The organism is Psychrobacter sp. (assembly GCF_030454045.1).
In the GTDB taxonomy this organism is placed as follows: domain Bacteria; phylum Pseudomonadota; class Gammaproteobacteria; order Pseudomonadales; family Moraxellaceae; genus Psychrobacter.
Genome location: NZ_JAKDJE010000014.1, coordinates 22,959 through 45,697, shown reverse-complemented (window position 1 = coordinate 45,697; position 22,739 = coordinate 22,959). Strand labels below are relative to the sequence as shown.

Annotated in this window: 16 protein-coding genes; 12 read left to right on the top strand and 4 right to left on the bottom strand. The window is 44.3% G+C overall.

All coding sequences use genetic code 11. The features are described from left to right. Nucleotides 1-51 precede the first annotated feature (51 nt). From frr to L0G63_RS04485, 10 genes are all read left to right on the top strand, one after another. The gene (gene frr / locus L0G63_RS04530) at nucleotides 52-606 is read left to right on the top strand and encodes a ribosome recycling factor (RefSeq protein ID WP_301449561.1); all 555 of its coding nucleotides are present in this window, start codon (nucleotides 52-54) and stop codon (nucleotides 604-606) included. 297 nt (nucleotides 607-903) lie between these two features. Continuing rightward, on the top strand, nucleotides 904-1,653 hold the full coding sequence (gene uppS, locus L0G63_RS04525) for a polyprenyl diphosphate synthase (protein ID WP_301449560.1): 750 nt from the start codon (nucleotides 904-906) through the stop codon (nucleotides 1,651-1,653). Between the two features lie 184 nt (nucleotides 1,654-1,837). After that, a complete protein-coding gene (locus L0G63_RS04520) occupies nucleotides 1,838-2,647 on the top strand; it encodes a phosphatidate cytidylyltransferase (protein WP_301449559.1) in 810 nt (269 codons plus the stop codon). 198 nt (nucleotides 2,648-2,845) lie between these two features. Beyond that, on the top strand, nucleotides 2,846-4,060 hold the full coding sequence (gene ispC, locus L0G63_RS04515; RefSeq protein ID WP_301449558.1) for a 1-deoxy-D-xylulose-5-phosphate reductoisomerase: 1,215 nt from the start codon (nucleotides 2,846-2,848) through the stop codon (nucleotides 4,058-4,060). Between the two features lie 83 nt (nucleotides 4,061-4,143). After that, complete coding sequence (gene rseP, locus L0G63_RS04510; protein ID WP_301449557.1) at nucleotides 4,144-5,526, top strand: RIP metalloprotease RseP; 1,383 nt, start codon at nucleotides 4,144-4,146, stop codon at nucleotides 5,524-5,526. A 263-nt stretch (nucleotides 5,527-5,789) separates the two neighbouring features. Beyond that, nucleotides 5,790-8,222 carry an outer membrane protein assembly factor BamA gene (gene bamA, locus L0G63_RS04505; protein ID WP_301449556.1) on the top strand — a complete coding sequence of 811 codons (2,433 nt, stop codon included), beginning with the start codon at nucleotides 5,790-5,792 and terminating at the stop codon, nucleotides 8,220-8,222. 146 nt (nucleotides 8,223-8,368) lie between these two features. After that, nucleotides 8,369-9,385, top strand: coding sequence for a UDP-3-O-(3-hydroxymyristoyl)glucosamine N-acyltransferase (gene lpxD / locus L0G63_RS04500; protein ID WP_301449555.1), 1,017 nt, complete (start codon nucleotides 8,369-8,371; stop codon nucleotides 9,383-9,385). Between the two features lie 48 nt (nucleotides 9,386-9,433). After that, nucleotides 9,434-9,970, top strand: a complete 537-nt coding sequence (gene fabZ / locus L0G63_RS04495; protein WP_301449554.1) for a 3-hydroxyacyl-ACP dehydratase FabZ — start codon at nucleotides 9,434-9,436, stop codon at nucleotides 9,968-9,970. A 173-nt stretch (nucleotides 9,971-10,143) separates the two neighbouring features. Beyond that, nucleotides 10,144-10,923: an acyl-ACP--UDP-N-acetylglucosamine O-acyltransferase gene (gene lpxA, locus L0G63_RS04490; RefSeq protein ID WP_301449553.1), complete on the top strand. Its 780-nt coding sequence runs from the start codon at nucleotides 10,144-10,146 to the stop codon at nucleotides 10,921-10,923. Nucleotides 10,924-11,240: 317 nt separating this feature from the next. Then, nucleotides 11,241-12,590 carry a sodium-dependent transporter gene (locus L0G63_RS04485; RefSeq protein WP_301449552.1) on the top strand — a complete coding sequence of 450 codons (1,350 nt, stop codon included), beginning with the start codon at nucleotides 11,241-11,243 and terminating at the stop codon, nucleotides 12,588-12,590. A gap of 121 nt (nucleotides 12,591-12,711) precedes the next feature. On the opposite strand, the gene tgt is transcribed toward L0G63_RS04485, so the two are convergent. Next, nucleotides 12,712-13,863 (bottom strand): tRNA guanosine(34) transglycosylase Tgt, encoded by a 1,152-nt coding sequence (tgt, locus tag L0G63_RS04480; RefSeq protein WP_301449551.1) that lies wholly within the window; start codon nucleotides 13,861-13,863, stop codon nucleotides 12,712-12,714. Nucleotides 13,864-14,093: 230 nt separating this feature from the next. On the opposite strand from tgt, the gene L0G63_RS04475 reads away from it, so the two are divergent. Next, nucleotides 14,094-14,753, top strand: a complete 660-nt coding sequence (locus tag L0G63_RS04475; protein WP_301449550.1) for a heme-binding protein — start codon at nucleotides 14,094-14,096, stop codon at nucleotides 14,751-14,753. Between the two features lie 100 nt (nucleotides 14,754-14,853). Here the strand turns inward: L0G63_RS04475 and asd are convergent, their stop codons facing one another. Then, the gene (gene asd / locus L0G63_RS04470; RefSeq protein WP_301449549.1) at nucleotides 14,854-15,987 is read right to left on the bottom strand and encodes an aspartate-semialdehyde dehydrogenase; all 1,134 of its coding nucleotides are present in this window, start codon (nucleotides 15,985-15,987) and stop codon (nucleotides 14,854-14,856) included. Nucleotides 15,988-16,404: 417 nt separating this feature from the next. On the opposite strand from asd, the gene L0G63_RS04465 reads away from it, so the two are divergent. Next, nucleotides 16,405-17,535 carry an endonuclease/exonuclease/phosphatase family protein gene (locus tag L0G63_RS04465; protein ID WP_301449548.1) on the top strand — a complete coding sequence of 377 codons (1,131 nt, stop codon included), beginning with the start codon at nucleotides 16,405-16,407 and terminating at the stop codon, nucleotides 17,533-17,535. Between the two features lie 537 nt (nucleotides 17,536-18,072). Here L0G63_RS04465 and L0G63_RS04460 read toward each other — a convergent pair. Together L0G63_RS04460 and lptD are read right to left on the bottom strand one after the other, a co-directional pair. Further along, a complete protein-coding gene (locus L0G63_RS04460) occupies nucleotides 18,073-19,467 on the bottom strand; it encodes a peptidylprolyl isomerase (protein ID WP_301449547.1) in 1,395 nt (464 codons plus the stop codon). A gap of 156 nt (nucleotides 19,468-19,623) precedes the next feature. Continuing rightward, entirely contained in the window at nucleotides 19,624-22,674 is a 3,051-nt protein-coding gene (gene lptD, locus L0G63_RS04455) for an LPS assembly protein LptD (protein ID WP_301449546.1), read from the bottom strand. Nucleotides 22,675-22,739: the final 65 nt, after the last annotated feature.

The window sequence follows — 22,739 nt, the reverse complement described above, 5'->3', positions numbered from 1 at the left end:
ATTCTAATAGCACATAAAAAATTTGTCGGTAGCGATAAATAAGGACACACAATGATTAAAGAGATTAAGCAAGACGGCGAAGCGCGTATGCAAAAAACGCTAGAAGCGCTTGAAAGCACTTTTAGCAAGGTTCGTACTGGACGTGCGCATCCAGGTATGTTGTCAGGTGTTATGGTCAGCTACTATGGTGCACCAACCCCCCTAAACCAAGTCGCCAGCGTCAACGTTGAAGACTCGCGTACGCTATTGGTTCAGCCATTTGACCGTACCATGGTACAAGCGGTAGATAAAGCCATTCGCGAAGCAGATCTGGGCCTAAACCCCATGACTGCTGATGTGATTCGTGTCCCCATGCCAGCGCTGACCGAAGACACACGTCGCGATATGCAAAAGCTTGCACGCGGAGAAGCAGAGAGTAGCCGTGTATCTATCCGTAATATCCGCCGTGACATGATGAATGACATCAAAGATCTAGCAAAAGAAAAAGAGATCTCTGAAGATGACGAGCGCCGCGCTAATGACGACATTCAAAAAATCACTGATAAGTACATCGACACCATCGACAGTCGCCTCAGCAAAAAAGAAAGCGATTTGATGGAAGTCTAAAACGCCACTTTTTGTCATTTGTGGCAAATGCAGTTTGAAATGTTATTTATAATTTAGCAGCCAATACGTGATCACGATTGGCTGTTTATCATTGGGTAAATTGATATTGCCCATGACGGTTTCTATGGTTTTTGCGCGTTATCAAAGAAACGTCCGCGATAGGGTATACAACCCTGTCGTCTATTGAAAGCATGGATAAAACCATTATGATAAGTTTGTGAATTGTATTTGCAAGACTTTTTAAATCTTGGCGCACACGTTATTATTATTTTACCTCAACAATAAGCAAGCTTGCCTATGTCTACTTCAGCCGTTTTGGCTCCTGATCTGCTTCCACGTCATATTGCCATTATTATGGATGGCAATAATCGCTATGGTAAAGCCAATCTGTTGGGCAAAGGCCAAGGACATGTGGCGGGTAAAGAAGCACTAGACCCCATCGTTGAATACTGTGTCAAAACGGGTATTGAGGTTCTGACCGTATTTGCATTTTCTAGTGAGAACTGGCAGCGGCCTCCTAGCGAGGTGGCGCTACTTATGCAGCTACTGACATCGACGATTCATGAGCAAATGCCGCGCATGAATGAATATCGTATTCGCTTACGCTTTATTGGTGATCGCAGTCAGCTTAGTGAGAGTTTGCAAACTTTGATGGCAGAGGCTGAGGAAAAAACAGCGGCGTTTGATGCCATGACATTAGTGATTGCGATCAGCTACGGCGGACAGTGGGATATCGCCCATGCTGCCAAACAGCTGGCGCATCAAGTGCAGGCAGGTGAGTTGAATGCCGAAGACATCAGTGCAGAGAGGCTTGGTGAGTATGTGCAATTAGCAGATACGCCTGCGGTTGATATGTTGGTACGCACAGGCGGCGAGTATCGGATCTCCAACTTTTTATTATGGCAGTCCGCTTATGCTGAGCTCTTCTTTACACCGACCTTATGGCCGGACTTTACCGCAGAAGAGCTGGCAAAAATGCTGGCGGATTTTGCTCAGCGTCAACGCCGCTTTGGTAAAACCAGCGAGCAAATAACAGCAGCAAGATAATATCGCGACAATGTTACTGGGCATAAAATGCGAGTTATGACGTCATAAACAGCCAATACTGCTTGCTTGCGAGGTGATAAACCGTTTTAATGAGGGTCGATCGCCACTAGTGGGCGATGGTCGATTAACTGTTATAATGTATTTTTTGACCATACCTTCTTTATCATTATAAGGCTCAATCAGTATGTGGCAACGAATTAAGACGGCAGTTGTTCTCGTTATTATCGTTGGTATTGCAATGTTTGCGAGCCAAACCCCTATTTTATTCGCACCGCTTTTAGCTATAGGCGTCATTATCGCTGCTCATGAGTGGGCGAAGTTGATGCCGAAGTGGCGTCAACCTATTGTCTTTGTGCTACTAGTTTTAGTGATAACTGTCGTATCGCTTATGTTTAAGGTGACTTGGTTATTCTGGTGGACGGCCTCGCTTGTCATATGGGTGATGGCGCTGTCTTGGGTACGTGTCTTTCCAACACAGACAAAATGGTACGGAAAACATCTGGCGTTGTTGGGTGTGGTTATTTTGACCGCCGCTATCACTGCGATGTTTTATCTCTGGCAGCTATCAGCATGGTGGCTACTGTATGTATTCTTATTGGTATGGTGTGCTGATAGTGGGGCTTACTTTGTGGGCCGTAAGCTTGGTCGCCGAAAAATGGCACCCAATGTCTCACCAAATAAGAGCATGGAAGGCTTGGCTGGGGGTTTGGTGACTGGTCTACTGGTGGTTGTTGCGATTAGCGTATTTAAACTGCAACTGACAGGAGCGTCTCTAGTCGCTTTTTTTGCACTATCGGCGCTGACGATTCTTGCCTCTGTACTCGGTGATCTGTTTGAGTCGATGCTCAAGCGCCGCGCTGGTGTCAAAGACTCTGGTACTATTTTGCCTGGACATGGCGGTGTGCTCGATCGTATTGATTCGTTATTGTCTGCCACGCCGATATTTGCGCTTGGCTTTTGGGCAATGCAGCAGTTTGGCTTTATTGTGGTATAAGTCGGCGCAGTGTCACAAGATAGACTAGTGCCGCAAATAGATCAGTCACTTAGCTTGTTTGATAAGGGTATAGGCAAGCTAGGTAACCGCTTTTTTGAAGGTGTTATAGGTCATTACCATATAAAACCGCCTCATTACCTTTTGTATTGTCCACCCCTTATTTATTCTCTTATCATTTCTTACATATCATAGGCATCAATGGTTATGACGCAACGCATCGCCGTATTAGGCGCGACAGGCTCAATTGGCGATAGCACGTTAGCAATATTAGCGTCGCAGCTGCAAGATTATGAAGTTTACGCTTTATCTGGTCACCACCGCTTAGACAAGCTATTTGGACTTTGTCAGCAGTTTTTACCAAAACGTGTGAGCGTACCTCTATCGGCAGTGGATGATTTTGCTGCACGGCTTAGTGTGGCAGGGCTTGATATTGAGGTGGTCGGGGGCGAGGCTGGTCTGATAGATATTGCAACTGATACCCAAACAGATACGGTTGTTGCTGCTATCGTAGGCGCAGCTGGACTGCCATCGACCTTAGCGGCAGCGCGTGTAGGCAAGCGTATCTTATTGGCCAACAAAGAAGCATTGGTCATGGCAGGACAAGTCATGATCAATACGGTCAAGGCACACAATGCCACATTGTTGCCGCTTGATTCTGAGCACAATGCTATTTTTCAGTGTCTACCACTCGCTATTCAGCAAGACAGTACCCAAATTCATCAGCCAAATCATGGCGTCCGAAAGCTATGGTTGACGGCATCTGGAGGCCCGTTTTTGCAGCAGTCTTTTGAGCACATGCAAAACGCCAGCGTTGCCCAAGCGGTCAAACACCCTAACTGGTCAATGGGGCAAAAAATATCCGTAGACTCAGCCACCATGATGAACAAAGGACTTGAGTTGATAGAAGCTTGTCATTTATTTAATTTGCCTGAAAATAAAATAAACGTGGTCATTCATCCGCAAAGTATCATTCACTCAATGGTAGAATATAGTGATGGCAGTTTTTTGGCGCAATTAGGCAGCCCAGATATGAAGACGCCGATTGCTCATGCGCTTAGTTATCCAAATCGTATCGACAGTGGCTCGCAGCCCTTAGATTTGTTTGCGCTCAGCGGTCTAGAGTTTATTGAGCCTGATCTGCAAAAATTTGCCTGTCTGCGCTTGGCTCGTCAGGCCATGCAAGCAGGAACACAATCGACTATTGTGCTCAATGCAGCCAATGAAATTGCAGTGGCTGCCTTTTTAAATGGCCACGTTCGCTTGACAGATATCGCGGATATCAATGAGCGTGCCTTAAACGACATACAGCTGCCACCATTGAGCGAAACGGCTGACATAGAAGATATATTAGCCATTGACAAGATAGCGCGTCACCTTACTGATAAGCTTGTGGCAAAGCTGGCGGATGCTTAAGCATCGATAGGTAGTAATAGTAGATGGTCTATTCACTAAACGACCTCAATATAAATGCCAAGAAACCATACTGAGAAAAGATCATGACGTTTTTATTAACGCTTCTTGCGGCAATATTTGTCTTAGGTCCACTCATTGCCTTGCATGAGTGGGGGCACTACATCGTGGCACGCATTTGCGGTGTTAAGGTATTAACATACTCTATCGGCTTTGGCCCTAAACTATTTGGCTGGACCAGCAAAAAAAGTGGCATTGATTATCGTATCTCAGCATTGCCACTTGGCGGTTATGTCAAGATGCTCGATGAGCGTGAAGGTGAAGTTGCTGAAGACGAGCAGCACTTGGCGTTTAACCACCAACATCCACTCAAGAAAATTGCGATTGTTGCAGCTGGTCCTATCATGAATTTTATCATCGCCATTGCCTTATTTTGGGTGCTGTTTATGACACCATCTGAGCAATTGGCCACCAAAATCGGGCAGGTATTACCAGATACGCCTGCTGCGATGGCACAATTACCGACTGGTGATAAAATTGTCGCGATTGATGGGCATGAGGTGCAGACATGGGAAGGCATCAATTATCGTCTTGCTGGACGTATGGGTGAGACGGACAATGTAAGCATTACGTTGCAATCAGCCAATCAAGCGGATCAACCGAATCAAACTAAGACCTATCAAGCGCCTGTCACAAATTTTATGCAAGGTGATGCACAAGGTAAAGACGCGCTAACCAGCTTTGGTATGTTACCGTGGCAGCCACAGATTGCACCGATCGTTGGTGAATTGGCGCCTGATGGTGCGGCTAGCCGTCAAGGTCTACAGGTGGGCGATCGTATTATCGCTATTAATCATCAAAAAATTGACGATTGGATCAGTGCCACGCGTATGATTCGTGATAATCCTGAGGTCTTACTAGATTTTACCGTGTTGCGTGATGACAATACGGTTCAGTTACAGATTATGCCGCAAGGCAAAAAAGACAACCTAGGTAATGATTACGGACAAATTGGTGCGATGGTAGATCAAACGGAGATTGTCATCCCTGATGCTTATAAAACCACGGTGGTGTACGGACCTGGCGAATCATTAGTCAAATCGTTTGAGAAGACTGAGCAACTCGCGGTGATGACGGTGGATTCAATGGGAAAAATGCTCTCAGGGATGATCGGTTTGGACAACCTATCTGGCCCGATTACCATTGCTAAAGTTGCCAAGCAAAGCTTTGATATCAGTTGGCAGATGGTTTTATCGACGGCTGCACTGATTAGTTTGAGTCTGGCTGTATTGAACCTGTTGCCTATTCCCGTTCTCGATGGTGGTCACATTGTCTATCATTTCATCGAGCTGATTCGTGGTAAGCCGCTCTCGGAAGGGGTGCAGATGGTTGGGTTAAATATCGGTTTACTCTTACTGGCAGGTTTCATGGTGTTAGCAATTGGTAATGACATCAGTCGGCTGTTTTGATAGTTGAATGACAAATACAAGCAGTAAAGCGCGATATACTAAAGGTTTAATGGCTCTTACGTGCCGAGTGTTGGTATCATACGCAAGATGCTTTGTGTCATCGCCTCTGTACTAATCGTAATTTTTAGTTTATTTTGTGATGCTTTTTATATAAAGTGTTCTGAGTCAGCCGAGTGTGGAGTGACAACTTCGCGCAAAACGGGCTAGACAAAATGTGCTTTTTACCTTAACTTTAGCAAGTTTTTTATTGACGGATAGTGTTTATGCGTACGCCTTTATTTATGAGCGCGGCTGGGTTGCCGTTAGTTGTAGCAATGATGAGTATGCCGGTGCAGGCTGCAGAATTTGTAGTCACTGATATTGGTTTCAATGGCTTGCAACGCCTAACCCCTGATAGCCTCTATCCGGTTCTACCCATCACGGTAGGAGACACGGTCAATGACAGTAGCTTGGCGGCCAGTATCAAGGCACTATACGCCACTGAAAACTTCGCTGATATACAAAGTCGTGTTGACGGCGGTAATCTCAGATTTGATGTTATTGAACGTCCGACCATTGCCGAAGTGAATTTTGAAGGTAATAAGCTCATTCCCAAAGAAGGTCTAGAGCAAGGACTGGATAATGCTGGTCTGTCGGTCGGCAATGTGTTAAAGCAGTCAACGCTGCAAGGGGTTGCCAATGAGCTACAACAGCAATATATCAGCCAAGGTTACTACAACAGTGATATTGAAGTAGACCAGACCCTACTTGATGGCAATCGTGTCAAGCTAGATGTGCGCTTTATTGAGGGCAAACCTGCCAAAGTGGTCGATATCAATGTCATTGGCAATAAACACTTTAGCGATGAAGAAATCAAAGATGTTTTTGCGGTAAAAGAATCTTCATGGACGCGTCTGTTATCAAAATCTGATCGCTACGCACAAGAGAAACTGGCTGCCAGCTTAGAAAATCTAAAGGCGCTGTATCAAAACGATGGTTATGTGCGTTTTGCTGTAGATAATGCCGTACTGAATATTAGTGAAGATAAGCGCAGTGTGTTTATCGAAATCAGTTTGAGTGAAGGCGAGCAATATCAGTTCGGTGACGTCAATTTCTTAGGTAAGCCAACGTTTGAGAACGATGAGCTAAAAGAATTGGTGACTTTTGCGCCAGAGGAAAAGTACTCTCAGGCTAAGCTGGATGATACAACAGCCGCGCTGAAACGACGCTATGGCAATGAAGGATATTATTTGGCTCAGATTAGACCTGTGCCACGTATCAATGACGATACCAAAGTGGTCGATGTGGACTATTACATCGATCCTGCACGTCCTATCTATGTACGTCGTATCAACTTCACTGGCAATATTAAAACGCAAGATGAAGTATTGCGCCGTGAGATGCGTCAGTTAGAAGGCTCTCTTGCCTCTAGCGAAAAAATCCAGCTATCGCGTACGCGTCTTATGCGTACCGGTTTCTTTAAAACGGTTAATGTCGATGTAAAACCAGTTCCTAATCAGCCAGACCAAGTAGATGTCAACTATACCGTAGAAGAGCAACCATCTGGTAGCTCTACCATTGCAGCGGGCTACTCACAAAGCGGCGGTGTTACTTTTCAGTTAGATCTTACGCAAAACAACTTTATGGGTACAGGTAACCGCGTTAAAGCCGCACTATCACGTTCAGAGACACGTGATTCATATAGCTTAGGGTACACCGATCCATATTTTACAGAAAATGGTGTCTCGCAAGGCGTGAGTGCTTACTATCGCGAAACCAAATACGATGATAGAAACGTTAGTAATTATGTCACTGATGCTTATGGTGCTACGCTAAATTACAGCTACCCTGTCGATGAGACCAAGCGTGTCAGTGCTGGTCTCAATGTTGATAATACGTCAGTTCGTGGTGGTCGTTTCCTTGGTATATCAAACGCGCAAGAAATCATCGATGATGGTGGTACTGTTGAAAACTTTACTGGGGATTTTGAAGGTCGTACTGGCTTTAAAAACGACTATCAGACTTACAACTTGCTGTTTGGATGGGATTACAGCACATTAGATCGCCCCGTGTTTCCAACCAAGGGTATGAGTCACACTGTTGATGCTACCATTGGTCTTGGCGATGCTAACTATCAGAAACTTGTTTATAGCGGTAACGTGTATTATCCGCTCTACAAAGACTTAGTGGCGCGTGGTTATACCAAACTGGGTTATGGTAACGACTTACCATTCTATGAGAATTTTTACGCGGGTGGTTATGGTTCAGTACGTGGTTATGAATCTTCAACATTAGGACCTAAGTCACAAGGCTACTTCGATGCCATTAATTCTGATAGACGTTTTAAAGATGAAGAGGTCGGTGGTAATGCGTTAGTTACCTTTGGTAGTGAACTGATTTTACCGATGCCGTTTAAAGGAGATTGGGCAGATCAGGTACGCCCAGTACTATTTGCTGAAGGTGGTCAAGTCTTCGATACGAGTGATAAAGAAGATCGTACTTTTATTGACCCTAATACTGGTGATCCTGCTGTGAATGCAGATGGTTCTGAGATAAAGCTACTAACTCAAGATAATAATTTCCGTTTTAGTGCAGGTGCAGGTGTGACGTGGTATACGCCAATTGGTCCAATCTCACTCAGTTATGCTGTACCGTTCAACGATAAAGAAGGCGATGAGACTGAAAAAGTTCAGTTCCAGATTGGTAATACCTTCTAAATCACCAATATTATCTAAGTATTTCTCATTACTCTTATGTGCTTTTTTGAGTAAATCAAGATACCATGAGTCCCCAGTAGGTCGTCAAAACGCATTGTTATTTTGACGACCCTTTTATATACAACCATATTTTATTAATAGCCATTATGATAACGATTGAGCACATTATCACTCGAATTGAGCAGCGTCAGCCTATCATCAATAAGGCCAATCTTACTGCTGAAGCGCTGCATCAACCATTCAGTAGTGTCGGGAGCTTGACCACTGCAAATGAGCAACAATTGAGCTTTTTGGCAGATCCTCACTATATTGCTAGTTTATCCAACAGCCAAGCAGGCGCGGTTTTGGTGACAGAAAACTTTCGCGATCAAGTGCCTGACTCAGCAATCGCATTGGTAGTGTCAAATCCGTATTTGGCCTATGCTAGCGCAAGCCAGCTGTTTGCTCGTGGTTCACTATCTCGAGGCATTCATCCAAGCGCTGTCATCTCTGAGAGTGCGGTCATTGGTGATCAGGTCAATATTGGTCCTTTTTGTGTAATTGGAGATTATGTGCAGATAGGCGCGCGTAGCTCACTAGAGGCGCATGTGGTCATCGAGGCACATACTGAGATTGGGACTGATTGTGTTATCAAATCGCAAGTCGTTATTGGACATAATTGTCTCATTGGTAATCACGTCAGACTACATGCGGGCGCGAGTATCGGTGCTGAAGGGTTTGGCTTTGCTCCTACCAACAACCCTAGTGTTTCAGGCTGGGAGCGGATCGCTCAGCTAGGCCGTGTGATTATTGGTGATCATGTACGCATTGGTAGTCACACCTGTGTCGATCGCGGCGCCATTGATGATACGGTTATTGGCAATCATGTGATTATTGATAATTTAGTCCAAATCGCCCACAACGTACGTGTTGGAGATGGTACGGCGATTGCCTCCCAAACTGGTGTCGCAGGTAGTACGACAATTGGCAAACGCTGTATCATCGGCGGCGCTGTCGGTATCACAGGGCACATCGAAATTACAGATGATGTTGTCTTATCTGGTATGACCATGGTCACTAAATCGATCAAAACGGCTGGCTCATACTCTTCTGGAACAGCTGCTATGCCAACTGCGCACTGGCGACGTGCGGCGGTGCGTTTTCGTCAGATGGGCCGTGACTAATACGAATACAAACAATCAATATTTTAAATACTGCAAGGAAGCCTCATTATGAGCAATATCTACATAGATACTCCAACTGACGAAGACATTGCAAAGTTGGCTGAGCAGGGTCTTACATTACCACTAACGTATCATACGATTAAACACTATTTGCCGCATCGCTATCCTTTTATGCTGATCGATAGAGTTGTCGCTTGTACGCCTGGCGAATGCATTACGGGTATTAAAAATGTGACCATTAATGAAGAGTTTTTTAATGGGCATTTCCCTGATGAGCCGATTATGCCAGGAGTGCTGATGGTAGAGGCAATGGCACAAGTGTCAGGAATACTTGGGTTTATTACAGCAGGCTTAACTTCAGAAGATGGTTATCTGTACTTGTTTGCTGGTGTCGATAAGGTGCGGTTTAAGCGCCGTGTTATTCCTGGTGACCAGCTCATTATTCGTGCTAAGACAGTGATGCAGCGCCATGGTATCTATAAGTTTGACTGCACAGTACATGTTGAGAATGAGCTTGCTGCGAGTGCTCAAATTATGATTGCACGTCAAGAGCAGCAAAAAGTCAAAGGCACAAAAGGTGTCTAAGTTTGTAATAAGCGGGTCTTCATAAAGCGCTATATTGAATCGACCTTCAGCGTTACAATAAGCTATTATATTGATATTTAATAAAGCGACTGGTATTGGCACTATTTATAATGCTAAACGGGTCGCATTTGGCTGACTATTTATTCGCATTAAATGATACAAGGGCCCACATCATGAGTCAGATTCATCCTACAGCACTCATCTCACCATCAGCACAGATCGATGAGACTGCCGTCATCGGTCCTTACTGTATCGTTGGGGATGAGGTGTCAATTGGGCCACATACTGTATTGCATCGGCATGTCGTTGTCACAAAGTTAACGCGTATCGGTGCACACAATCAATTCTATCAGTTTGCGAGTATTGGCGAAGATCCGCAAGATCTAAAATATGCAGGTGAGCGTACTTGGCTTGAGATTGGTGATCATAATACCATTCGAGAGGCTTGTAGCTTGCACCGCGGTACAGCACAGGATAGTGAATTGACGAAGATAGGCAATCACAATTTATTGATGGTGAACACGCATGTGGCGCATGACTGTGTGATTGGGGACAACAATGTATTGGCAAATAATGTCGGTGTGGCAGGTCATGTAACGATCGGTAGTCATACTATTATAGGTGGTAACTCAGGCATTCATCAATTCTGTACGGTAGATGACTATAGTCTGGTTGGCGGCGCCAGCTTGATTTTGAAAGACGTGGCAGCTTTTACGATGGTGTCTGGTAATCCAGCAAAAGCTCATGGTCTAAATATCGAAGGCATGCGCCGAAAAGATTGGTCGAAAGAAACCATTGATGTCTTACGCCAAGCGTATCGTACCGTCTTTAGATCGGGTCTGACCACAGCAAAAGCGTTGGAGGTTCTGCAAGGTGAGCTACTATCTCAAGAGCCAAAAGTTCAATTGTTGATTGATTCATTGCAAAAAAGCCGTCGCGGCGTGGTGCGTTAAACGAATATTGAACCACGATAGAAGCTAGGCTAGATAGTCGTTTTTTACAGTTTTAATCTGCTCAAATTTTATTAATAAAAGATAATATTGCTAAAAGCCATAACCAATCGTTATGGCTTTTTATATTTATGAGTGCTTGACTTTTTTGGTCGCTTAGCAGAAACTGAGCGTTTATGATATTGTAAACAATTCTTTCTTAATGTTACGGGGCACTCCACATTGAAGTGTTTACTAAATAGTTTGATAGTAGTAGTGACTATTTATGATGATCAAGGAGGATTGTCAGTAGCGTTATTTGAAGTACGAGGACGCAAAAAATGGCTATCAATAAACAAGAACATGCACAATGGAGCTCAAGTTTTGGCTTTGTGTTAGCGGCAGTAGGTTCAGCAGTAGGTTTGGGAAATATATGGAAGTTTCCATATATGGTGGGTGAGAGCGGTGGTTCAGCTTTCGTTATCGCTTATTTATTCTGTATCGCGCTAGTCGGTTTTCCAATATTAGTTGCTGAATGGCTCATTGGTCGCCGTGGACAAAAAAACCCAGTCAACACGTTTGCGGATGTGGCTGCTAGCGAAGGTAAATCTCGTAGCTGGACCATCGTTGGTGCTACTGGTATTTTGGGTGGCTTTTTAATTCTATCCTTCTATAGTGTGATCGGTGGTTGGGCACTTAACTATATCACCAAAGTGGCGTCAGGCAGCTTTACAGGTCAAGATAGTGATTCTGTGGCTGCGACCTTTGATGCGATGCTAGCATCAGCCGGTACATTGACGATTTGGCACACCGTATTCATGGTTTTAACGGCCGTTATCGTTGGTATTGGTGTAACGAGTGGTATCGAAAAAACAGCCAAAATTTTGATGCCACTATTGGGTGTGATCCTTTTCGTTATCGTTGGTTATAACATAATGAATGGCGGTTTTGGTGAGGCAGTTGCTTATTTGTTCACGCCAGACATGAGCAAGCTGACGGCTGACGTTATGCTTGCAGCATTAGGTCATGCCTTCTTCACGCTATCGATTGGTATGGGCATCATGGTTGCTTATGGTTCGTATTTGGGCCGTGAAGTGAACTTGATAAAAACTGCACGTACCGTTGTTATTTTGGATACGGTTATCGCTTTGGCGGCTGGTTTAGCCATTTTCCCAATTATCTTTAGTAATAGTCTAGATCCTGCGTCAGGTCCTGGTCTGATCTTCGTCAGCTTACCGATTGCTTTTGGTAGCATGAGTGCGGGTACTATCATTGGTGCATTGTTCTTTTTGCTTATTACCTTTGCAGCTTTTACCTCATCTATCTCATTACTAGAGCCAACGGTTGAGCTGCTAGAAGAGCGTACGTCGATGAGCCGTACCGTATCGACTATCGTTGCCAGTACTGTGATTTGGCTATTAGGTATTGCCGCATTGCTATCGTTTAACCTATGGTCTGAATTTACTATTATGGGTAACGGTATCTTTGATGCACTAGACAAGATTACCAGTAAGTTCCTGTTACCTCTAACAGGTCTTGCGGCCATCGTATTTGTTGGTTGGAAAATGGATCAGCGTAGTATTCAGCAAGAGCTTGGTTTATCTAATGCGACATGGCAGCTTTGGCAAATTGTTGCAAAAGTCATCGCGCCAATCGCTGTGATCGTGGTATTTGTTACCTCACTGATGTGATAGTAGTCAAAATAGACTCTATTTGCATCATTAAGTGATAAAAGCAGCACACATAAAAAGGGCTTAAGAATTATCTTAAGCCCTTTTTATATCTAATAATATCAATAAATACTAAAATGGATTAACGCAAGTTTAACTCAGGGACAGTTTGGCCACGTTTGCTATAGAACTCGCTGACAAACTCATCAAACTGATCTTGCTCGATGGCATCTCTGATCCCTTGCATCAAACGCTGGTAGTAGCGCAGGTTGTGAATGGTGGCTAGCTGAGCACCCAGCATCTCTTTACATTTGTTAAGATGGTATAAGTAAGCACGGCTGAAATTTTGGCAAGTGTAGCAATCACATTCAGGGTCGAGTGGGCCTTCATCATTGCGGTATTGGCTATTGCGGATACGTACCACACCCGCGTTTTCTGTGTCACCTGTCACAAAGTAATGACCATTACGGGCGTTACGCGTTGGCATGACGCAGTCAAACATGTCGACGCCGCGGCGCACAGCCTCTACGATGTCTTCAGGTTTACCAACACCCATCAAGTAGCGCGGCTTATCTGCTGGCATGGCATCAGGGATATAGTCGAGTACATCCATCATCTCATCTTTTGGCTCACCCACCGACAGACCACCGATCGCATAACCATCAAAGCCAATATTGAGCAGACCCTCAAGTGATTGTTGACGTAAATCAGGATACATGCTGCCTTGGATAATACCGAATAAGGCATTGGTGCTGCCGAGTCTCTTGTGTTCTTCCACGCAGCGCTGCCCCCAACGCAATGAGAGTTCCAAAGATTTTTTGGCTTCATCGTGCGTCGCTGGATAAGGGGTACATTCATCAAACTGCATGACGATGTCTGAATTCAAGCTGTATTGAATCTGCATCGATTTTTCTGGAGACAGAAATACCTTAGCGCCATCAATAGGAGATTTAAAATTCACGCCTTCTTCAGTGATTTTGCGCATTGCACCCAAGCTAAAGACTTGGAAGCCGCCTGAGTCCGTCAAAATGGGCTTGTCCCAATGCATAAATTTATGCAGGCCACCAAATTTGTCAATCACTTCCGTACCTGGACGCAGCCATAGATGGAAGGTGTTGCCAAGAATAATATCTGCACCGATGGCTTCGATATCACGTGGCAGCATACCTTTGACGGTACCATAAGTGCCAACTGGCATAAAAGCTGGCGTTTGTACATCGCCATGATTGAGATGAACGGTGCCGCGACGCGCACGCGTATTGCCGCTGGCCGTTTTATGTAAGACAAATTGCATATGATAACCGATATATGAGCTATGAAAATGTGGCCAATTATAGCATTGTTAGGGGTTTTTTTGGACATGGATATTTACGGGCATTCATACACTTGCCTGTGTCATGAATCAGCATCACTTCGCATAACCAAAAGACACAGACAACCGTCATGCCCAGTTGGTACAGTAAAATCACAAGGGTGATAGTTTCACAATCATCAGGGCACACTTCCAGTAATTAGGAAAATAATATGAAAAAGACAGGTTATTTATTACTACTGGGCGGCTTGGTATTGATATCAAGAAGCGCTATGGCGGCCGAAACAGAAGAACCTGACTATGCGCTATTGGCACAAAAGGGTAATTTTGAGCTGCGTCGTTATGAGGCGCAACTGGTCGCTCAGACATGGATAAGTGGTGACAAAGAGGATGCTAGCCGTGCAGGATTCAAAGTACTGGCAGATTATATTTTTGGTAACAATACCGCGCCCACGGGCGGTAGTAGCAAAATTAGTATGACCGCGCCTGTGACGATGCAGGCCGATAGTCAAAAAGAGGCGGGTGAGTCACAGAAAATTGCGATGACCGCACCAGTGAGCATGCAACAAGATGACGGCAAATGGCGCGTACAGTTTACGATGCCCAGCAAATACACAATGCAAACCTTACCGAAGCCGAACAATCCAGACGTTGAAATTATAGAAGTACCTGTACAAACTTATGGTGTGATCAAATTTTCAGGATTGACGGGTAGTAAAAAAGTTGCGACTAAAACGCAGGAATTGCGAGCGTGGATGGAAGAACAAAACGTAACCATCACGGGCGAGCCTGAATTGGCCCGTTATAATCCGCCTTGGACATTACCCTTTATGCGTCGTAATGAAGTGATGATCGCTTATGAGCAAAAGTAATCGTATGATCGGTAGATAATAGGGCTTTCAATCACAAGTTAAGAATATAAAAAAAGACAGCCATTGCTGTCTTTTTTATGTGATATCTGAATCAATTTGTCTAGCTGTTTTGCTCACGAACAATATTAAGCATACGGCGCAATGGCTCGGCTGCGCCCCACAGTAGCTGATCGCCAACCGTAAAAGCACCTAGATATTCAGGGCCCATGTTTAATTTACGCAAGCGACCTAATGCCACGGTAAGCGTGCCGGTTACGGCAACCGGTGTTAAGCGGTTCATAGTGGCTTCTTTGTCATCTTCGACTAAGTCCAACCACTGATTGCCGCTATTTTTTAGGGCGGCTTCAATCTCTTCTAGAGGGATATCTTTTTTGAGTTTGATGGTCAGGCCTTGTGCATGGCAGCGCATGGCACCAACGCGGACACACATACCGTCGATAGGAATGGTACTGGCCTCATCATTACCAAGGATTTTGTTGGTTTCAACGCCGCCTTTCCATTCCTCTTTTGATTGCTTATTATCTAACTGCACATCGATATAAGGAATCAAGCTACCAGCAAGCGGTACACCAAAGTACTGTTTTGGGAAGTCTGCTGAGCGCTGAGTTTGGGCAATTTTTTTGTCGATATCAAGGATGGCGCTAGCAGGGTTAGCAAGCTCGTCTTGTACCGCGTCACGTAACACACCCATGCCTGAGATCAACTCGCGCATGTTATTCGCACCTGAGCCGCTAGCCGCTTGATACGTCATGGCACTGACCCATTCAACCCAGCCTTTATTGAACAGTTCACCAATCGCCATCAGCATCAGTGATACCGTACAGTTGCCACCGATAAAGTCTTTTTTGCCATTTGCTAGCGCATCGTCAATGACACTGCGATTGACGGGGTCAAGAATGATAATGCTGTTGTCTTTCATACGTAGCGTACTTGCCGCATCAATCCAATAGCCATTCCAGCCACTATCGCGTAGTGGTTGATGGATTTTTGATGTGTAGTCGCCACCTTGGCAGGTAATAATTACATCACACGCGGCAAGCGCGTCAATATCATGAGCATCTTTTAATTGGCCGGTTTCGATACCATCAAACTTTGGCGCATCGCCACCAACATTACTGGTTGAAAAAAAGACAGGCGTGATATCGTTGAAGTCGTTTTCTTCTTGCATACGTTGTATCAATACTGACCCTACCATGCCGCGCCAGCCTACCAAGCCTACTGTCAAATTACTCATGAAATTCAATCCTATTTACAATAATGTGTTACCTCATCAACCAATAACAATGCCGTGAATGGCAAGAAAAAGCAAGGCGTTTTGCCTATTATTTGGTCGTTTTCTGTACACTATTAACTATGCCCGCTATAACTTTCAGTTATTATTCTAGCCATGCTTCAGGTTTGATAAATGGAGTTTGGTCGCTCAGAGATGATTGAGCCTTTAGTCGTGTATTCACTATATTGAATAATATTGTAATTTTTTATGGCAGTTGTCGCATAAGCGCAACTCACCGGTAGGCGATAATCTTACGAGATGCTAAAGTAAGTCTCTAATACCATTACCTGACACCAGTTAAGTTAAAACTATAATGTGCTTAGCTATAGGACAAATGACGTGTGTCATTATCACTTCAATAAACGGTTAGTACATACTATGGATTTCTCACTATTATATTACGGCTTACAATGGCTCGCAGGATTCATCGCATTTGTCACGATATGGGGATGGTTGCCGCTTGATAATTGGTGGGTACGCGGCGTTGAGTTTCCACGTATTCAGATAATGGTGCTGGGTGTGATTGCTTGGATTGGCATGATCTTATTCTTTTCAGAATGGCAATTAGGTCAGTGGTTATTATTCATCGTGCTTAGCATCACATTAGCGTTTCAACTCAGAATGGTATTGCCCTATACAAAGCTGTGGAAAAAAGAAGTTCAAAAAGCGAAAAATAAGCCAGAAGGGGAAGCACATGACCTAAAAATCATGGTGTCAAATGTATTAACACCCAACGATGACACTCAAAAACTGGTTGACTTGGTGGATCAAAAACAGCCTGATATTTTAATCACGCTCGAAACTGATAAAAAATGGGAAAAAGCCTTAGAGCAAGTCGAGTCTGATTATCCATATGCCGTAAAAGTGCCGTTGGACAATCTATATGGTATGCATCTGTATTCTAAACTTGAGCTGATAGATCCTGAAGTGAAGTACCTAATGATTGATGACATACCATCTATTCATACTCAGTTGCGCTTGCAAGGCGGCCGCGTGATTTGGCTGTATTGCTTGCATCCCATGCCCCCAAGTCCAACCGAAGCTGACAAGTCGACCACTCGCGACGCTGAATTGCTTATGGTTGGCAAACACATCAAAGAAAACAGTCAAACCGCGATATTGGCTGGTGATCTCAATGATGTGGCATGGTCAAAAACCACTCGTCGTTTTCAGCGTATCTCTGGGCTGCTAGATCCGCGAATTGGTCGACACTTTATCAATACGTTTCATGTCAAATATCCATTTTTGCGCTGGGCCTTGGATCACATTTTTCATAGTGCTTGCTTTACCGTCGTAGATATCAAACGTATGCCATCTATTGGGTCAGATCATTTTCCAGTGATGACGACTTTGCAATACGAGCCAGAAGAAACCCGTCATCAAGAGGAAAACGCACCGACTGCAGAAGCGGAGGATGTTGAAGAGGCTGACAACAAGATTGAAGAGGGCAAAAAAGAAGGCAAGAAAATGTCGGATGAGCACAGAGAGGCACAATGTAGCTTTGACTGATAGTAGAGATAAAAGGTAAGAAAAATTTGCTTTCATAACGTAAGCATATGCTTACGTCAAATAAGGTCTTTAGCTTATATTCGTGCTCAGTTGATTGTCCTATAATACATTCATCAACACAAGGATACGCAAGGATGCAGTGTTGAGACGGTATCAATAAAAGAACAGGTCAGCCCGCTGTCTTATACGTTACTGTTTATGACTTAGGATGAGTCAACATGGAAGAGAGATAATAACAATAATATGAAGCACTAAAGCTCCGAACCAATCGCCCTAGGTTCGGGGCTTTTCTTTGTGTACCAAAAAGTACATAAAAAACGTATGGCAATACGTCTGTTTATAAAGCTGAGCATGGAGGGGTTGTCTTTACGTAGACAGTTTGCTATTCATGATTTAGAGCGGTCAGTAGTGAAGCGCCAAAAAAAAGGGGTTATGCCCAAGCATAACCTCTTTTTTATTGATAGTCATAAAGCACTATTTTGTATAGCCAAATGAATATTTTATCGTTAGCGCATGTCAGTAACTAGCCTATTATTTCTAGCCTATTATTTGGATATAAGCCCCTGCACGTAACTCTTGTAACCAGTCTTCTTTTGCTTGAGGCGCTAGGCGTTGATAGAGGGCTTGGCGTGCCATATTACGGCGGTATTGGTCACTGACATCTTGCTGACGCTTACCATCAACTTTCAGAATGTGCCAACCAAATTGAGTTTTGAATGGAGCAGAGTAGTCACCCACGGCGGTGTTTTTCATCATGGTTTCAAATGGACCTACCATATCCTCTTCACTCACCCAGTCAAGGTCACCACCGCGCCCCGCTGAGCCTGGATCATCTGAGTAGGTTGATGCTAAAGCAGCAAAATCAGCACCACCGCGCAGCTGCTCATACAAATCATTGATTTTTTGTTCAGCCAGCGCGTCAGTTTGAAGCTCATCAACTTTCACTAAAATATGACGGGTATGCCACTGAGGTATCAGCATCGTTTCACTGGCTTTTTTGTCAGCCAGTTTGATGATGTCGATACCTTCAGGCGTCAATAATGGTTCACTGACCGTCCCAACCTCGAGGTTGGTGATTTTGCTCGACAGCTCTGTGGGCAATGACGCTGCCTTATGAAAGCCCATATCTCCACCTTGGATAGGGATGGGATAGCTACCTTGAGTTGCCGCAATCGCTTCAGAGACATTGACATTTGGTTCAAGTAAGCGCGCACGTAAGGTCTGCGCCACTTGTAGTGCTTCTTTACGCTGCGCGTCTGAGAGACGACTATAGTCATCTATATAGGGTACACGTACATGTACCGTTTGATACTCGTTTTGGTTTAGGCGTTTGGCTTCGGGTGAGGCTAAAAATGCATCAATATCTTGTTCGCTGATGCGTACACGGCGACTGATCTGACGCTGTTGTAGTTCTTGAATAGCAGCATCTTCTATCAGTTGAGCACGCAATGCGGCATAGCTGCCGGGGCGCGTGGCATCAAGGCGCTGCTGTAACTCTGATAGACTGCTTAACCCTTCAGCTTGAGCGATTTGACCAAGTCGCTGATTGATATCTGCTTTGTCAGGAGACAGACCGACACGCTTGACCATGGATAGTTGCAACTCACGTAAGATAAGCGCGTTTAGTACCTCAGACTGTAGTTGTGCTGAGTTTGCAATTGGCTCGCCTGCCGCTTGTGCACGGGCTTGGGTTTGCTGGATTGCATCAACCAATTCGCTCTTCAAGATAGCGTTTTCATTGACCAAAGCCACGATGCCATCAGTACTATTGGCAGGTGTCAAACGGTCGACGGTGTTTTGTCCAGCCGGATTCGACGTTTGTGCTACTGCAGGTGCCACCGTGGCTGCTTGAGCGCTCAAAGCGAGCGTAAGGCTGGCACCTATAGACAGTAGTACAGCGCGGCTAGTTTGACGTAAAGAAAAAAATCTCATGATGCTCCTCATCAATGTCATCGCATCGGATGGTAGTTGGTCAACACGATCCAATACTTTTAATCATCAAATACTCGACAGTGTTGTCCATAATTGGATTGTAGATAGTGCTTTATACATTTTTATATAAATAATATTTTACTTCAAAAAAGCCCTTTAGTCTTTCCATGCGGTTTGGACAGGTTCAAAGCCTAATATTTTGTCACTGAGTAACCGCGTTAGGCGGCTGCTACCACTGCCAAGACCATTTAATCTAATCTCTGCCATAATAGCTTGTGTTGGCTTGTCTTTGACATTCAAGTCATTATAGTAACGGCGACCATAAACTGCAAAGCCAAAACAGCAGTCTTCATAATCAACGCCAACGAGCGAATCAAGCGTTTTGTTGCGATTATAGTCATACTGACCCTGAGCCAATATCCGCCAGCTATTGTTTATAGGGAAAACAGCGGAGGCGGTAAATGCGGACAATGGCAACTGATCCGTATTTTCATCACGCTGGCGTTTGACATAGCCCACATTGAACAAGCTATTGTCTGATGGCTGATAACGTAGCTCAGTCGTGATATAGTTCAAATCATAGTCGTTAGTCAGCGCACCGCTCACATCAACCCAAAAATTGTTATAAGGTTGGGTGCTGGTATCCCATACCATGCCTGAGGAAGAAGAGTTGAATACTCTTTGCTCATCATCAAGCGTGACACGGCCGTCATCAATATAGAACTGCTCTGCAATGCTACCATCAAAACGTGTCACACCCGTTGCATCGATGTAACGATAGTTGACACCAGGCGTGATAGAGTGCAAGTCTTGCAAGCGATCATGGCCTAAAAACCAGCTGTCTGAAAACAGTTGCTCATAGTTGATAGAGGCAATACGAGTGTTAAAGTTGGGAATATCGTTCTGGTTTTTGTAGGGTGAATAAGTATATTTCACCCGTGGACTCAGCAGACGATAACCGCCCAAGGTGTCATCAAACGCCCCAAATGGTGAGCCTGCTTGGTAGAAGTTCAGCGCTGCATCAATACTCGCTTGTGGCACAAATACTGACTGACTACCATCTTCTTCACTCAGATCGTTATCTGCCAAGCTATCTTCATCATACGAGGTATAAAGATGCTGCAAGCTTAGCTTGGGTCTAATATAGCCCCAAGATTTCTCCATCGGATAGACAGCGCTTAGTTTGTTATAAAAGCGTACACCGCTTTTTTCGTCTTCAGAGCCATCATCAATAGACTTCTTAAAATAGGCAGAATCATGTACACCAGTGATATCAAAATTCTTCGCCCACGGCAGTCGATAGTTGAGCTTTAGTTGTGGTAGGCGTGAATAGGGTTTGTCTTTATCCTCTAGAGCCTCACCATTATCAGTAAACGCATCTAACGTTTGAAAGGTTTCTACTTTTAACTCACCATCGACGTAATCATTATAATAATTAACTCGAGCACGCCTTGGTAGATTGATGGTGTTATCTGATAAACCTAAGGTATCAAAATCATCAAGATAATCTGCATCTGATACATAGCTGTACTTGGCATCACCACTTAACCGCGGAATACTTTTGGATGACCAATAATGATCATAAAAAAAGCTTTTACGATCTTCGTCATTATATTCTTTGTCATTAGGCAAGTATGAACCGTTGAAAATGCCTTCTCCATAGTTTTCGGTCAAATAACGGAACTCACCTGAGAGCATAGGATTACGATCAGTATATACATGCGTATTGAGCGTGGCATCGTAGTTGGGCGCTAGGTTGAAGTAATAAGGAACATCAATCTCAACACCGCTCTCACTACTCACGCTCGCACTTGGTAATAAAAATCCGCTGCTACGACGACTGTTTATTGGGAAGTTAAAGTAGGGCAGATAAAAGACCGGTACGTCAGCAATGCGAAAAGTCGTATTATAGGCTTCACCGCGCCCTGTATCAGTATTCAAATCGATACTTTTGGCATCAAATTGCCATTTACGGTTGGTGGGTGGACAGGTGCTAAACATTACCTCGTCCAACTCGTACTCACTATCATTGGGCTTATTCAAGCGTTTAGCGTAGCCGTGTGCTTGTAGCCCAACACTAGCAAAAGCCACATCGTTGGCTGTTGATTGTCCAGTTTCAGTATTGTAATTTAAGCTGTCTGCAACCCCAATCAAACCACCTTTTTTTGCTCTTTCATTAAAGCTGGCTTGAGCGTTGCTCGGTGCATTGCTACGTTGCAGTGATTGTCCTGTCGCCTGATCGGTAAACATGACTCTACCTTGTGCAGCAGCCACGCCATTGCTTAGATCAATCACAACTTTCTCTGCTTCGATATGCTGGGTGCCCTGATCGACTTTCACATTACCTGATAGCTCAGCATAGTTGATATTATTGTAATAACCGTAGTCTGACTCTGTGAATAAAGGTGCTTGATTGTTGGGAATACTGTCAACATCAGGTACGGGTTGTCCATTTGCACCGCCCGCTTCATTCACAGCACGCTGATAATTAGGGTTGCTCTTTGGATAGACCCATTGACCTTCACAGCGTTGTGCACTATCTATAGCGTTTGGCAATAATCGTAAGTTTTTACCGACTTTTGGAATGGTCTGCGCTGTAGGCGCTAAGGTGCTCTGTGTATCATCAGATTCAATGTTTGCTACTGTATCGATATCATTGACGGTAGTGGGCTCTGTTTCTGGGGTGAGCTCGTAGAATTCTGCTAGGCGCATCAAGCTGGTTTGAATACTCTCATCGCTACTATCAAGCGCAACACTATCTGCTGTTTGAGTATCAGGCGCTGTGTTGGCACGTATGTCGTTATCGACTTGGTCGCTATCTATCATATCCGATGACTGCATAGCGACCGTATCAGAGGATTCGTTGATTTCGGTAATGGTCAAAGTATCATCAGGTATGCTTCTATTTGATGTACTATCGTTTGCGAAGCGGGTATTATTGATATTAGAAACCGGAGCAGTCTCTTGAAAATTATCAGTCTGTGCTGGCGTTTCTATATCACCGATATCGTCATCATTGACGTCTTGCTCGGCAAATCTATTGACAGTATCAGAGGCATAGTTGCTTGTACTGGTAGCACTTGATGGCTCGGTTTTTTGTGTGTCAGCATCGTTGATAGCAGCACTGACTGTCAGGCTAGATAAGCCTAAAGTGCCAAATAAGATCACGCGAATGCTTTGGTAAAGCGGAGAATATAACAAGGGCACACCTATGATTGCAGAGCCTATTAAATTGCGATACTGAATTGCATAGCCGTATTATTGAACCATAT